The 15,327-nt window shown below is 59.1% G+C and carries 11 protein-coding genes; 9 read left to right on the plus strand and 2 right to left on the minus strand.

What is annotated here, in order from left to right; all coding sequences use genetic code 11:
• The first annotated feature begins 17 nt into the window (after positions 1-17).
• The 4 genes from LZ012_RS11085 to LZ012_RS11100 are packed head-to-tail and all read left to right on the plus strand — an operon-like array spanning position 18 to position 6,153.
• Positions 18-482 (plus strand): hypothetical protein, encoded by a 465-nt coding sequence (locus tag LZ012_RS11085; protein WP_275710751.1) that lies wholly within the window; start codon positions 18-20, stop codon positions 480-482.
• A gap of 37 nt (positions 483-519) precedes the next feature.
• Positions 520-3,498, plus strand: a complete 2,979-nt coding sequence (locus LZ012_RS11090) for a type VI secretion system Vgr family protein (protein ID WP_275710753.1) — start codon at positions 520-522, stop codon at positions 3,496-3,498.
• A gap of 13 nt (positions 3,499-3,511) precedes the next feature.
• A complete protein-coding gene (locus LZ012_RS11095) occupies positions 3,512-5,506 on the plus strand; it encodes a hypothetical protein (protein ID WP_275710755.1) in 1,995 nt (664 codons plus the stop codon).
• Complete coding sequence (locus LZ012_RS11100; RefSeq protein WP_275710757.1) at positions 5,503-6,153, plus strand: hypothetical protein; 651 nt, start codon at positions 5,503-5,505, stop codon at positions 6,151-6,153. The genes LZ012_RS11095 and LZ012_RS11100 overlap by 4 nt, the downstream gene beginning before the upstream one ends.
• Positions 6,154-6,400: 247 nt before the next feature.
• Here the strand turns inward: LZ012_RS11100 and LZ012_RS11105 are convergent, their stop codons facing one another.
• Entirely contained in the window at positions 6,401-7,609 is a 1,209-nt protein-coding gene (locus tag LZ012_RS11105) for an amino acid aminotransferase (protein WP_275710759.1), read from the minus strand.
• Between the two features lie 76 nt (positions 7,610-7,685).
• Between LZ012_RS11105 and uvrB the strand changes: the two genes are divergently transcribed.
• Together uvrB and LZ012_RS11115 are read left to right on the plus strand one after the other, a co-directional pair.
• Entirely contained in the window at positions 7,686-9,758 is a 2,073-nt protein-coding gene (uvrB, locus tag LZ012_RS11110; RefSeq protein WP_275710761.1) for an excinuclease ABC subunit UvrB, read from the plus strand.
• Positions 9,755-10,237, plus strand: coding sequence for a low molecular weight protein-tyrosine-phosphatase (locus tag LZ012_RS11115; RefSeq protein ID WP_275710763.1), 483 nt, complete (start codon positions 9,755-9,757; stop codon positions 10,235-10,237). The genes uvrB and LZ012_RS11115 overlap by 4 nt, the downstream gene beginning before the upstream one ends.
• Positions 10,238-10,310: 73 nt before the next feature.
• Here LZ012_RS11115 and LZ012_RS11120 read toward each other — a convergent pair whose 3' ends face one another.
• Positions 10,311-12,944, minus strand: coding sequence for an Rne/Rng family ribonuclease (locus LZ012_RS11120; protein WP_275710765.1), 2,634 nt, complete (start codon positions 12,942-12,944; stop codon positions 10,311-10,313).
• A gap of 400 nt (positions 12,945-13,344) precedes the next feature.
• Between LZ012_RS11120 and LZ012_RS11125 the strand changes: the two genes are divergently transcribed.
• The 3 genes from LZ012_RS11125 to LZ012_RS11135 are packed head-to-tail and all read left to right on the plus strand — an operon-like array spanning position 13,345 to position 15,325.
• On the plus strand, positions 13,345-14,349 hold the full coding sequence (locus LZ012_RS11125; RefSeq protein ID WP_275710767.1) for an RluA family pseudouridine synthase: 1,005 nt from the start codon (positions 13,345-13,347) through the stop codon (positions 14,347-14,349).
• A complete protein-coding gene (locus LZ012_RS11130) occupies positions 14,346-14,996 on the plus strand; it encodes an HAD family hydrolase (RefSeq protein ID WP_275710770.1) in 651 nt (216 codons plus the stop codon). The genes LZ012_RS11125 and LZ012_RS11130 overlap by 4 nt, the downstream gene beginning before the upstream one ends.
• Complete coding sequence (locus tag LZ012_RS11135; protein WP_275710772.1) at positions 14,975-15,325, plus strand: Rieske (2Fe-2S) protein; 351 nt, start codon at positions 14,975-14,977, stop codon at positions 15,323-15,325. The genes LZ012_RS11130 and LZ012_RS11135 overlap by 22 nt, the downstream gene beginning before the upstream one ends.
• Positions 15,326-15,327: the final 2 nt, after the last annotated feature.

A 15,327-nucleotide genomic window follows, 5' to 3' on the forward strand; every position in this document is an offset into this window, starting at 1 on the left:
CGCCGCGGAGTGCCAACATGTTCAATTTGAGCTACGCCAACTTTGCCAACGCCTATCGGCGCTACGCCGAAACCGATGGAAATAAGCTGGTGGCCGACCTGGGATGCGATGAACAGTCGGCCCGGATTGGCAACGGAGCCCTGCTGACCAGTCTGGCGCTGCTGTCGCTGGGCATTCCGCTGGCCGGATCGCTGCACATTCCTGCCGGGCCGCTGACCGGAGGACGGGCCTTCACCGGTGCCAACCGGTTGGCCGATTGGCTGGGCGAGCGTTTCGCCTCTCCGGAAGTCATCTCCCTCGAGCAAGGCCTTGGTGAAGTCGCCTACCAACTGTTTGGCCGGCGCGGCGTTGCTGCCTTTATCCAGGAGAGCGGACCGCAGGGGGGGCAGATCGGACTGCTTGACGGGCGCAATGCCAATTCCTTGTGCTGTGCGGCGGAGAACAAGCATCCGCTCGAAGTTCGTTTCTGGGAACTCCATTAAAGCGCTGTCCCGGCCCCATTCGATTTCGGCAAAGACCATGAACGCAATTCTCGACATGATTACCGGTGGTGCCGGATGGCGCCAGACGGATCGTCTATTGAACCTGATCACTCCGGCAGGCTCGGAAGCCTTGTTGGCGGAAACCGCCCGTATCGACGAAGCTCTCGGCCCGGTAAGCGAACATGCCGGTTATCGCATCGAACTGACCGTTCTGTCGGTCGACGCCGAACAGTCGCTGACCGCCTTGCTCGGTCAGCCCGCCCGCCTGGACCTGCAGACAGCTGCATCCAGGAGCGTTCGGCGCCCCTTCCATGGCCACATCACCCAAATTACGCGGGAAGGGGCCAACGGCGGATTTGCCCGCTACCGGCTGATCATCGAGCCATGGCTTGCCTTCCTTGGTCACACCCGGGACAACTACCTCTTCCAGGACAAAAGCGTCATCGAGATCGTCGATGAATTACTGGCTGACTGGAAGGGGCAGGGCAAGCTGGTTCCCGAATGGCAATGGCGACTTTCCGACCCGGCGGCCTACCCCAAGCGCGGCATGACGGTGCAATACCGGGAAAGCGACCTGGCCTTTCTGAAACGACTGCTGGCCGAAGAGGGTCTGTTCTGCTGGTTCGAACACCAGGCTGGCGAAGGAGAAACCTTGGGCCGGCATACCCTCGTCATCGCCGACCACAATGGCGCATTTGCCAGTAACAGCCACCCCAGAATTCGCTTCACGCAGGCCGGTGCGACGCTTGCCGAAGACAGTCTCGACCAGTGGCATGGCCTGCGCCAGCTCGATACGGTTGAAACCAACGCCAGCAGCTGGGACTACCGCAGCCTGTCTACCCGCCCGCAAGGGGCTGTCAGCACCATCGATAATGGCGCCCTCCCCAAAACCGCCGCCTGGCACGACCCCGGTCAATACGCCTGGCAAAACAGCGCCCATGGCGAACGCATGCTTGCCAACCAACGCCAGGCCCTCGATGCCCGCATGAAGCAATACACCGGGCAAGGCACCGTGCGCAGCGCCGCCCCTGGTACCACTTTCATCCTGGCCGATCACCCCGAGCACGACCTGGACTTGCCGGAACATCGCAAATTCCTGATTACCGCCGTTACCCACGAAGCTCGCAATAACCTGGCCGAAGTCGTGAATGGGGAAGCCAGTCCGGAGCAGGGCGGAGAACGGCACATCGATCTCTACCGCAACCGGATCGCTGCCATTCGCGCTGCCATCGCCTGGAAACCGGTGATGACTGATGCCCAGGGACGCAACATCCATCCTCGCCCTACGGCGAGCGGGACACTCACCGCCATCGTCGTCGGCGATGGCAGTCCTACCCACACTGACCGCGATGGTCGCGTCCGCGTCCAGTTCCCCTGGCAGCGCGGCGCCGATGCCGGTGCGCGCCACGAACACCCCACCGGATCGGACAATGCCCCGGCCAACCAGAGTGTCGGCGTCTGGGTGCGCGTCATGACCCCGGTTGCCGGCGCCAACTGGGGCGGTCATCTCGTTCCCCGGCCGGGCCAGGAGGTCCTGGTGGCCTTCCAGAACGGCAACATCGACCGCCCGCTTATCGTCGGCACCGCCTACAACGGGAGCGGCCAAACCGATGCCCAGGGCAACGCCATCGGCGGCGGCACCATGCAAGCCTGCGCCAACGCCCCGGCTTTCTTTGCAGGTAAGGATGCAGAACAACACACCCACCACGCCAGTCTCTCCGGCCTGAAGACCCAACAACTCAATACCAGCCGGAGCGGGCAGGGCGGCTATAACCAACTCGCCTTCGACGATACGCCGGGTGAAAGCCGTATCGAACTGGGTACCACCGAATACCAAAGCGCCCTGCAACTCGGCCACCTCAAACAGCAAACCGACAATGCCCGGGAAGCCGACCGCGGTCACGGCGCCGAACTCAAGACCCAAGCCAGTCTGGCGCTACGTACCGGCAACGGACTGCTGCTGAGCGCCGATGCACGCCCGAACGCCAGCGGCACTCACCTCGACAGCCACGAACCCATCGCCCAGACACAAGACGCCCGGAGCCTCACGCAAAGTCTGGCTGAAGTTGCGGCCAAACAGAATGCCGCACTCAAAGGCGATCCGCAGGCCGATAAACTCCCCGTCGTCGAAGCCTGCCAACAGGCCGAAGCGGTCATGAGCGCCACCGCCCGCCAAAGTGCGGGGCAGGGAAGCGGTGGAGACATCAAGGCTACCCTGGGCGGAACCGGCACCGTGCCCGCCTGGTCCGAGCCGCGAATCCAATTCGCCGCTCCAGCCGGCATCGCGCAGCTTACCCCGCAAAACCACATCCTTGCGTCGGGCAAGAACCTCTCCATTTCCACGGGGCACGACACCAACCTGATCAGCCAAGGCAACCACAGCCTTGTAATCAAGGACGGGCTTGCTCTTTTCACGGTCGGAAAAGCTAAGGACAAGAACACACCCAACACCGATACCGGCATCCACCTGCACGCTGCCAGTGGTACGGTAGGCCTGCAAAGCCAAGGCGGCAAAACGATGGCCGCGGCGGACAAGAAAGTCACTTTTGCCAGTATCTCCGGCAAGCTAACTGTCAGCGCCAAACAGAAGATTCTCGCCACAGCACAAGGGGCTTACATCAGGATCGAAGGCGGGAATATCGAGCTGCATGCGCCGAAGAAGGTGGAATTCAAGGCTAGCAACAAAGACTGGACGGGGCCGAAGAGTGCTGCAGCGGAATTGCCGAGTTCACCGGCTGCAAACAAACTGAATTTGGTTCAGAGCGAGGCGACTGAACGTGCAGCCTACAGTCAGCGCGTCAATGTTGCTGGACTAATTGGCGGCGACCCGGAAAGTGGCTCTCTGTATGCAGCAATGCTTTATGAGGCATACAACGAACAGGGGCAAAAAATTGCAGCCGGACAATTGAGCGCAGAAGGCACGACCGGCACCATTTCAACCTCAAAGCCGGAAAAGGTAAAAGTCGTCATCAGTCAGGGCGACTGGCTCTTCTTCCAGGATGTAAACCACCGCTGAGCGACAACCATCCATGAATGCACAGACTGATACGGCCTTGCTTGAATCCGGCGCAACTCAGGAGGAAGGAAAGAGCAGCACGACCGACGGCAGTGCTGACGAACAAAACGCCACCAAACCCACACTAGATATCAATTTCCTTGCTTTGGACGGTTCGCCCATTGCAAAAATGGGTGTTGCCGTGCGCTGGCAAGGCGGTGAACTGCTGGCGCGCACCGATGCCGATGGCGCCATTCCCGCTGTCGAGGCACCTCCCGGGGAAACGCTGAGCGTTGCCGTCCAGCGCTTTGATGGCACCTACAAGAAAATCGGCGAATGCTGCATGCCATCGAATGATGGCGTTTTGACTGCTGTCAGCCCCAACATTGTTGTCGAGACCGCGACCGAGAAGCATGAAGGGAAACCCGGCAACGCGGAGGAAGGCATCCCGAATCCGGAGCAGGGCGACCTGGGCGATCTGTGCGCAGCATCGAAGGAATCAGGGCCAACCGAGACTGCGCAACCAGTCGGCGAAGCGGAAACCAAACGCACGGAAACAGCCAAACCTGCGCCTGTCGACAAAGACAAACCAACCCAACCGCCTAAACCTGCGCCCAAATCCAAAGCACAATCCAGACTGGCTGAGACCAAGACCAAACAGCAAGCTGACAAACCGCCTCAACGTATTTCCGGCAAAGAAGAAGTCAAACCGAAATTGGAAAAAGGGCGTGACGAAAATGGCAACCCGTTAGCCGTGATTACCCAAAAAGCGGTCGACTGGTGGAACAGCTGGCGTATGCCCACATTTAACTTGTGGGGAATGCCTACCTCCTCTGCAACGGGTGGCACCGTGCCGGCTACGCCAGTCAAGGTCGATGCCGAGATGCTGAAGAAGGTCGAGGCATTGCTGGAGTTTGCAAGGGATCAGACGGAGTATCTCTATACTGAAGGGACTGCCGGGGTGCTGGCTTCGATGGGAAAGGGGACGTTTAAGCATGAAAAGAGGGAGAAGAGAGCGAAAGACTCCCTTGGGCTCTGCTACACCTACGTCAAAGTTGCACTGTCCCGAGCCAAGATCATAGACGGCGTGCTGGCCGCGCAGAAAGCCAGCACCATGCAAACGGATGCCGAGCATTACGCCATGCAGCTATCCGCCAGCAAGGCAGGGCCAGCGCTGATCGCCAAGGGGTTTAAGGATGTCACGACGGAGGTGCCCGATGCGCGTTGGGCAGCAGCCGGCGATGTGATCGTCTATGAGTGGTCGGATACGACTTGGGAAATGCGCAAGAAAAAAGACCCGAAAAGCCCGAACCATGGACATATCGACATTCGGGACTATGATTTTTATATTAGTGATTTTATCCCTCTACTCCCCGATCTTCCTGGGCATCCAAGGTGGTTTCGGAAGTGCCCGAAAATTGTTGGCGATCAGTTTTCTGTGCAGGGTGATTTTTATCCAGAATACGTCAATGTCCGCATCTACCGGAAAGTCTTCGATCCCTTGCCGACGCAACGTATGCATGCATTCCTGCGCTGCATTCGCGAATTTGAATGTCAGGCCGAAAAAGATGATAGCAAGCGTTACCAGATGCTGAATGCGCCGCTGCCATCGGGTGAGCGCCGTATTTCCAACTACAAGACGCACCCGTGGAACGGGCAAGGAAAGCCGCTCAAGGGTTCGACGGCGGCGGGGGCGTATCAGATTCTCTCTGGTACGTGGCAAGAGATTTTTGATAAAGGACTGCTCGAGCCGAAGGGGGATCGTTTCAGTCCTACGGTCCAGGACCGGATCGCTGTAATGAAGCTGGAGGATCGGGGCGTATTGCACTTGATACGCACTGGACGCATCAAGGAAGCCTTGGAGTTCAAAGCGCCAAACGGAAGCCTGTCATTGCCGAGTGAGTGGACAAGCCTTCCTGGCGGCAAGGAAAATGCACATCGGCTGACCGGCGATAAAAAGCCTATGGATATGGCGTACTTCCAAACGCTGTTTGAGCAATACCTGAATGAAGAAAAGGCAAAGAAATGAGTTATTTGAAAACCGTTTGTGGCTTGCTGATGCTACTGATGGCGGGCGTTTCTTGGTCGGCGGATGCGCTGACACCGGAGCAGAAAGAGGTTAAGCAGTTTATTGAGACGATGTATTCATATGATCCCGATACGTTCGAATTGGGGCGGTTTTATGAAAATGATGGAGGGGCTTTTCTCCGGAATAAAGCACCAAATAAACGAGGGAAATATCAGCCACCAAGACAATGTGCGCTGCTTAACGAATTCTTTGAACCCATGCTAGTCAGAAAACGAGACATCAAACCTGGATTAGTTGAGTGCACTGCACCAAACCGTTACCCATATTTGGCCGAGGACATCTCATCGGCAATCAGGGTCGAAGACATCCCCGCTCCCTACATCAAACCCTCCGTCGTATCCGGAAACCACGCCAAGGTAGAAGTCTTCCCGGCCGGCAACAAAAAAATCTCAAATCCTCCGAGTTTCGATCTTGGCCGCAACCTCTATTTCCTGACCAAATCCGATAGTGGCTGGCGCATCACCAACGTGATGATTCATACGAAGTGGCCTGACTTGGACGATGGAACCCATCACTGCTACTTCAGCTTCGCCAAGGCGCCAAACGATGAAGAAGCTAAGGAGATCCCGAAGCATTGCAGGCATTGAGAAAAGCAATCTCACCGTATGCTGCTTCTTGCGACCTCATTCCAGCAGATATCCCCAAAGCGCCGCTTTGGATCCGCCGCTGAATTCGCTTCGACGAACTCCTAGATGATTGGAAAGGTCAGGGCAAGCTCGGTACTAACAGCAACGACGCAAAACGTTGTCGACGTATTGCTATATTGATCGAAATAAAAATGGCGGAACCGAAGTTCCGCCATTTTTTTATCCGGACAGTCCAGTATTTACTGAATTAGGCCTTGATAACAGCAGCAATCGCCTTGGCGACGTAGTCCAGGTTCTTGGTGTTCAGTGCAGCCAGACAGATACGGCCGGTGGAAACGGCGTAGATGCCGAATTCCTCGCGCATGACCTCCACTTGGGCAGCGCTTAGGCCGGTGTAGGAGAACATGCCGCGTTGCTGGGCGACGAAGGAGAAGTCCTGGGCGCAGCCGGTGGCCTTGATGGCGTCGACCAGGCCGGTGCGCATGGCGCGGATGCGATCGCGCATGCCGGCCAGTTCGGCTTCCCACTGGGCGCGCAGTTCGGCCGAGGCAAGAACGCCGGCCACCAGGGCGCCGCCGTGGGTCGGTGGGTTGGAGTAGTTGGTGCGGATGACGCGCTTGACTTGCGACAGCACGCGGGCCGATTCGTCCTTGCCGGCGGTGACGATGGACAGGGCACCGACGCGCTCGCCGTACAGCGAGAAGTTCTTGGAGAACGAGCTGGAGGCAAAGAACTGCAGGCCGGAAGCCGAGAAGGCGCGGACGGCGACGGCATCGGCATCGATGCCATCGGCAAAGCCTTGGTAGGCCATGTCGAGGAACGGCACCAGGCCGCGTTCCTGGCAGATGGCGACGACTTCGCCCCACTGAGCATCGTTCAGATCGGCGCCCGTCGGGTTGTGGCAGCAGGCGTGCAGGACGATGATCGAACCGGCATTCAGGCCCTTCAGACAGGCCTTCATGCCGTCGAAGTTGACGCCACGGGTGGCGGCATCGTAGTACGGATAGTTTTCAACGACGAAACCGGCGGATTCGAACAGCGCACGGTGGTTTTCCCAGGACGGGTCGCTGATATAGACTTTGGCATCCGGGTTAAGGCGCTTCAGATAATCAGCACCGATCTTCAGGGCGCCGGTGCCACCGAGAGCCTGTGCGGTGATGACCTGGCCGTTGGCGATCAGGGCGGAATCCTTGCCGAGCAGCAGTTGCTGAACGGCGCTGTTGTAGGCCGGGTTGCCTTCGATCGGCTGGTAACCACGCGGCAGGCCAGCCTTGACGCGGGTTTCCTCGGCAGCCTTGACGGCGGCCAACAGCGGAATCTTGCCGTTGTCGTCGAAATACACGCCAACGCCCAGGTTAACCTTGGTGGTGCGCGCATCGGCATTGAAGGCTTCGTTCAGACCGAGGATAGGATCGCGCGGGGCCATTTCCACCGCAGCGAAGATCGAAGAGGACATAAGGACTCCGTGGAATAATACGAGTGATGATCACGCAGCGTGCTTGCCGCGCGAGAGAAAACCGAAGAATTTTAGCATGACCGAAACCAACACCTCCACGCCGGTTGTTACCTTCGAAAACAGCCCGTATCGATTGCATCAACCGTTCCCTCCGGCCGGCGATCAGCCCGAGGCTATCCGCCTGCTGGTGGAGGGGATCGATGATGGCCTTTCGTTCCAGACCTTGCTCGGTGTTACCGGCTCGGGAAAGACCTACACCATGGCCAACGTCATCGCCCACACCGGGCGTCCGGCCCTGGTGCTGGCGCCGAACAAGACGCTGGCGGCGCAGCTCTACTCCGAGTTCAAGGAATTCTTTCCCGAGAACGCCGTCGAGTATTTCGTTTCGTATTACGACTATTACCAGCCCGAAGCCTATGTTCCGTCGCGCGATCTGTTCATCGAGAAGGACAGTTCGATCAATGACCACATCGAGCAGATGCGCCTGTCGGCGACCAAGAGCCTGATCGAGCGCCGCGACGTGGTGATCGTGGCCACCGTGTCGTGCATCTACGGCATTGGCGACCGTGACGAATACCACAACATGATCCTGACCATGCGCGTGGGGGACAAGCTCGACCAAAGAGCCATCGTCAAGCGCCTGACCGACATGCAGTACGAGCGCAACGAGATGGACTTCCATCGCGGAACCTTCCGGGTGCGCGGCGACATCATCGACGTCTTTCCGGCCGAGCATGCCGAGCACGCGATCCGAATTTCGCTGTTCGACGACGAGATCGATGGATTGCAGTTCTTCGATCCGCTGACCGGGCATCTCCTGCACAAGGCGCTGCGGTTTACGGTGTTTCCCGCATCGCACTACGTAACGCCGCGGGCGACCGTGCTGCGGGCCGTCGAAGCGATCAAGGACGAACTGCGCGAGCGGATCAGGTGGTTTTCTACGAACAACAGGCTGGTCGAAGCCCAGCGCATCGAGCAGCGCACCAAGTTCGACCTCGAAATGCTGGAGCAGATCGGCTTCTGCAAGGGCATCGAAAACTACTCGCGCCATTTCTCAGGGCGCAAGGCCGGGGAAGCGCCACCGACACTGATCGATTACCTGCCGCCGGATGCCTTGATGTTCATCGACGAGTCCCATGTTTCCATCGGGCAAGTCGGCGGCATGTTCAAGGGGGACCGTTCGCGCAAGGAAAACCTGGTCGATTATGGTTTTCGTCTGCCCTCGGCACTCGACAACCGGCCGTTGCAGTTTAACGAATTCGAAGCCCACATGCGGCAGACAGTTTTCGTTTCCGCGACGCCGGCCGACTACGAGCAGCAGCATGCCGGGCAGGTCGTCGAGCAGGTGGTGCGGCCGACCGGGCTGATCGATCCCGAAGTCATCGTCAGGCCGGCATCGACGCAGGTCGACGATTTGCTCGTCGAAATCGGCAAGCGCATCGCGCTCGGGGAGCGCGTTCTGGTCACCACGCTAACCAAGCGCATGGCCGAGGATTTGACGGACTTCCTCGCCGATAACGGCATCAAGGTGCGTTACCTGCATTCGGATATCGATACCGTGGAGCGGGTCGAAATCATCCGCGATCTGCGGCTCGGCGAATTCGATGTGCTGGTCGGCATCAACCTGCTGCGCGAAGGCCTGGATATTCCGGAGGTTTCGCTGGTCGCCATTCTCGATGCTGATAAGGAGGGCTTCTTGCGCTCCGAACGCTCGCTGATCCAGACCATCGGGCGTGCAGCGCGCCATATCCATGGCACAGCCATCCTATATGCTGATAAAGTAACGCAATCCATGCAGCGTGCCATTGCTGAAACAGGGCGCCGGCGGGAAAAGCAGATCGGCTTCAATCTGGAACACGGCATCACGCCGCGCGGGGTATCGAAGAAGATCAAGGACATCATCGACGGTGTGTACGATACTGCCGCAGTCCAGAGCGAGCGAAAAGCTGCCCAGCAGCAGGCGGCCTATGAGGCGATGGATGAAAAGACAGTGGCCAGGGAGATCAAGCGGCTCGAAAAGCAGATGCTGGAGTGCGCGAAAAACCTGGAATTCGAAAAAGCGGCGGCGGCCCGCGACGAATTGTTCCTGCTCAGGGAGCGTGTATTCGGTGCGGCCCGACACGATCCGGACGGAGATGAGAAAAAATGACTTACCGCGTGCTCCTTGTTTGCATGGGTAATATATGTCGCTCTCCGACCGCGGAGGGTGTGCTCAGGTATTTCATAAAAATCAACAATCTGGGAGAAATAGTTGAAGTTGATTCTGCGGGGACCCACGGCTATCACGTCGGTGAAGTACCGGATTCGCGCACCCAGCGTGCTGCATCGGCACGGGGGTATAACCTGTCCCAATTGCGGGCGCGCAAGGTTGCCCGCCAGGACCTCGACTACTTCGATCTGATCCTGGCCATGGACAAGAGCAACTTGGACAACCTGCGGCGCATGGCAACACCGGAGCAGCAGCAACGCATCAGGTTATTCATGGACTACGCCAAGAATTTCGATGATGACGAGGTACCCGATCCCTATTACGGCTTGGGCCACGGCTTTGATCTGGTGCTGGATATGGTCGAGGATGCCTCACTGGGGCTGATCGACGAAATCAAGAAAGAATTGCGGCGAACCTGAGTACGCTTTGAGTAATCAGCCAAAACAAAAGGGGCACCCATCGGTGCCCCTTTTTGCTGACTTGGTTTGTGGCTTACTTGGCCGTTTCAACCATGACCAGCGGCTCGTCGGCGGCCGGAGCGGCCAGCGGGTTCTGCTTGCGCGGACGCCCCAGCTTGACCGGCGGCTCGACTTGCGGAACGGCGATCGGCGTCGAGGTGGTTTGCACCATCACCAGGCCACTTTCAGCCAGAGCCGTCTCGATGTTGACCGGCTCAGCAACGACGATCGGTGCAACCGGTTCGGCCTTGGCGGGCTCGACCACTTCGACGGGAGCAGCCTCAACCACTTGCGTTTCGACGGCGATCACCGGCTCTATAGGAGCTGCAGGGGCAGCAACTTCAGCCGCCGGCTCGACGACGGTTTCAATGACCGGTTGCTCGACAGCAGCCACGGGTTCGACCGTCGGGATGACCACAACAACCGGTTCCTGGCTCACAGCCACCGTTTCGACGACTTCGGCAGACGGTGCGACTTCGGCAACCACTGCGGTTGCAGCGGCTTCGGTCTCGGTACGGCGCTCGCCGCGACCACGTCCACCACGACGACCACGACGACGGCCGCCTTGTTCTTCGCTGCCGTTGGCTTCCGGAGCCTCGCTGGAATTGGCCGGTGCAGCACCTGCCGGAACGTCGGTCGCCACAGCGGCGAGCTTGGTTTCGACGGCCTCCGGCTGCTGGCGTTCGCGGCGTTCCTTGCGCTCGCCGCGCGGGCGACGTTCCTGACGCTCCCCGGCATTGGCTGCCGGTTCTTCCTGAACCGGCTTTTCCGCATTGCGATCATTGCGGTTGCCACGCTCCTTGCGCTCGCCACGCTCGCCGCTACGTTCTTCATCGCGGCGGTTGCCGCTACGTCCGCCACGACGGCCATCACGGTCGCGACGGTTTTCCGAGCGGCCTTCACGCGGCTTCTTGGACGGTTCCGGTGCGGCGACAGGTTCGGCCGGCTGCGGAGCAGGGCGGAACCAGGAGAATATCTTCGAGAACAGACCGGCTTCCTGCTTTGCGACAACGGGAGCTGCGGCGGGAGCCTCAGTTTTTTCAGGGATCATCGGTGCCGGCTGCTCCGGCGAAACGCCCTTAATGGCGGCTTCCTGGCGCGGCTTGGCAGCTTCCTGCTGGGTGGCCTGCTTGATCGCGTCCTCGATCGGCATATCGACCATCTTGTAGGACGGCTCGCGCGAGTCGTCGTGGTTCAGGTCGTCATGGCGCAGACGGGTAATGGTGTGCGCCGGCGTTTCGAGATGGATGTTCGGGATGAGCAGGATGGTGACCTTGTGGCGCATCTCGATGGCCTGGATATCCGGGCGCTTCTCGTTGAGCAAGAAGGTGGCGACATCGACCGGAACCTGGACATGCACGGCGCCGGTGTTTTCCTTCATCGACTCCTCTTCGAGGATGCGCAGGATGTGCAGGGCAGCGGATTCCGTGGAGCGGATGTGGCCGGTACCGGTACAGCGCGGGCAGGGGATGTAGCTGGTTTCGGCCAGGGCCGGGCGCAGGCGCTGACGCGACAGTTCCATCAGGCCGAAACGGCTGATCTTGCCCATCTGAACGCGGGCGCGGTCGAAACGCAGCGCATCGCGCAGGCGATTTTCGACTTCGCGCTGGTTCTTGGAGTTCTCCATGTCGATGAAGTCGATCACGATCAGGCCGCCCAGGTCGCGCAGGCGCAACTGGCGGGCCAGTTCTTCGGCAGCTTCGAGGTTGGTCTTGAACGCGGTTTCCTCGATGTCGGAACCCTTGGTGGCGCGGCCGGAGTTCACGTCGACGGCAACCAGTGCTTCGGTATGGTCGATGACGATGGCGCCGCCGGACGGCAGATTGACCTGGCGGGCGAAGGCAGTCTCGATCTGGTGCTCGATCTGGAAGCGCGAGAACAGCGGCACGTCGTCGCGGTAGCGCTTGACGCGATTGACGTTGCCCGGCATCACCGTGCCCATGAAGGCGCGGGCTTGCTCGTAGACCTCGTCGGTATCGATCAGGATTTCGCCGATGTCCGGCTGGAAGTAGTCGCGGATGGCGCGGATGACCAGGCTGCCTTCGAGGTAGATCAGGAAGGCGCCAGACTGCTGCTGGGCGGCGCCTTCGATGGCGGTCCACAGTTGCAGCAGGTAGTTCAGGTCCCACTGCAGTTCTTCAGCCTGGCGGCCGATGGCGGCGGTGCGGGCGATCAGGCTCATGCCGTTGGGCACTTCGAGTTGATCCATGACTTCGCGCAGTTCGGCGCGCTCGTCACCGTCGACGCGGCGGGAAACGCCGCCGCCGCGCGGATTGTTCGGCATCAGGACCAGATAGCGGCCAGCCAGCGAGACGTAGGTGGTCAGGGCGGCACCCTTGTTACCCCGTTCGTCCTTGTCGACCTGGACGATCAGCTCCTGGCCTTCCTTCAGCGCCTCGTTGATCTTGGCGCGGCCAACTTCGGTGCCCGGCTGGAAATAGGCGCGGGAAACTTCCTTGAACGGCAGGAAGCCGTGGCGATCGGCGCCGTAATCGACGAAGCAGGCTTCGAGGGACGGTTCGATCCGGGTGATGACACCCTTGTAGATGTTGCTTTTGCGTTGTTCCTTGGCGGCAGATTCAATGTCGAGATCAATCAGTTTCTGACCATCGACAATGGCGACACGGAGTTCTTCCGCCTGTGTCGCATTGAAGAGCATGCGTTTCATTATTTTCGGGCTCCAGCGCACAGTGGCGCGCGGCAACGAAACGCCTTGGCAGGCAGCGACTTTTCTTTATCGGGTTGCGTTCATGTAGGTGATGAGGGCAAAGGCGATTCGAAGGTGCTGATCAACAAATGGCCGCGTGTTTTTTATTGAAATGCGCGACCTGAAAATTCCTGCCACAGGCAATCGTGCGTGCTTACCGTGGGCTTATCCATTAACATCACTACTTTTGGTGAGTGAACTTAACCAGTCGTTTTGCGTTGGTCTGGCCTGAGCAGTTGGCGCAGGAAAGACTTGGAAACCTGCCGTTTGGCGGTCGCGCCAATGGCGCGAGGGCGAACGGTCTGACGGTTCAGTATCTCTTGCAAACCGGGACGCAAAACGTGGGCAGTATATTAGAAAAATGAATGGCGTAGGTAACAATTCAGTCGCATATGTCGTGATCGGCGACGAAGAGCAAGGCCAGCGTCTCGACAACTTTCTGATCCGCTGCTGCAAGGGGGTTCCGAAAAGCCACATCTACCGGATTTTGCGTAGTGGCGAAGTTCGGGTGAACAGCAAGCGGGTCGATGCCACCTATCGCTTGCGCGCTGGCGACAATTTACGCATCCCGCCGATCCGGATCGCTGAAAGACCACAGAACGAGGTGGATGAATTGGCGAAGCAGCGCGTCGATTTGCCCATCATCTTCGAAGACGAGGCCATGCTGGTCATCGACAAGCCGGAAGGGGTGGCGGTGCATGGCGGCAGCGGTGTCAGCTTTGGGGTCATCGAAGCCTTGCGCCGCCAACGGCCACAGGCCAAGTTTCTCGAACTGGCGCACCGCCTGGATCGCGAAACTTCTGGCGTGCTGCTGGTCGGCAAGAAGCGTCTTGCGTTAACCGCCTTGCATGACATGTTCCGCGAGCATGGTGCAGGAGCGGACAAGCGCTATCTGGTGTTGATCAAGGGGCGCTGGATGAACAACACCCAGCACGTGAAGTTGCCCTTGCACAAATACCTGACAGAGGGCGGTGAGCGTCGCGTTTCGGTCGATCCACAAGGTAAGGCGTCGCACACGGTCTTCCGCCTATTGGCGCGTTGGCCCGAAGTCAGTTTGCTCGAAGCGCAGTTGAAGACGGGGCGTACCCATCAGATTCGCGTTCATCTGGCCCATTTGGGCTTCCCGATCCTGGGCGACGAGAAATATGGCGATTTCGCCTTGAACAAGGAATTGAAGCGCGATGGCTTGAAACGCATGGCATTGCATGCCTGGCGGATGGCTTTCCGCCACCCGCTCACCGCGTCTCCACTGGAGTGCGTGGCGCCATTGCCAAACGGGATAGGACGCTATATTGCTACGCTCGACGCCAAGCAAAATCGCGAATTCACCGCCGAAAACTACGAACAGATATTGATCGCACCATGAAATACGAACTGGTTGTCTTCGACTGGGATGGCACGCTGCTGGATTCAGCGGGAGCTATCGTTCGCGCCATTCAGGCTTCCTGCCAGGATCTCGGCTTGCCGGTTCCGGAGGATAGTCGTGCCCGGCACGTTATCGGCCTCGGTCTGGTCGATGCGATGCGCCACGCCGTTCCCGACTTGCCGGTGGATCGCTATCAAGCCATGGTCGAACGCTACCGCTTCCACTACCTTTCCGGCGATCATCAGCTGACGCTGTTCGATGGTGTACCGGAAATGCTGGAGCGTCTCAAGGGCGAAGGCCATATCTTGGCGGTGGCCACCGGCAAAAGTCGGGCAGGCCTGGAGCGGGCCCTCGATCATTCGGGACTTCGCCCCATGTTTCAGGCCTCCCGCTGTGCCGACGAGTGTCATTCAAAACCCCATCCCCAGATGCTGGATGAGTTGATGGCGGAATTCGGCGTGACACAGGCGACGACGGTCATGATTGGCGATACGTCGCATGATCTGTTGATGGCCAGCCATGCCGGCGTCGATAGCCTGGCGGTCACCTATGGCGCCCATCCGCACAACCATCTGCTGGAGCACAATCCGGTGGCTTGTCTGCATAACGTTGGCGAACTGGATCGATGGCTGAAGACTTTCGCCTGATCTGCGCCAGTGACGACCTCGCCGATGCCGGCAAGGGGGTTCGCTTTACGGTGGAACGCTACGGCCGCCAGGTTCCGGCATTCGTCATTCGCTATCGCGGGGCGGTTTATGGCTATTTCAACGAATGTGGCCATGTTCCGGCCGAGTTGGACTGGATGCCAGGCGAATTCTTCGACGATTCCAAGCTATACTTGATCTGCTCGATCCATGGCGCGCTTTATGCTCCGGATTCGGGCCGGTGCCTCGGTGGGCGTTGCCAAGGTAAGGGCCTGAAGCCACTGAAAGTCCGAGAGATCGATGGAAAGATTTTGTTAGAGCAAGAAAGATAAAC

This window comes from Dechloromonas hankyongensis (assembly GCF_022012295.1).
Taxonomy (GTDB): Bacteria; Pseudomonadota; Gammaproteobacteria; order Burkholderiales; family Rhodocyclaceae; genus Azonexus; species Azonexus hankyongensis.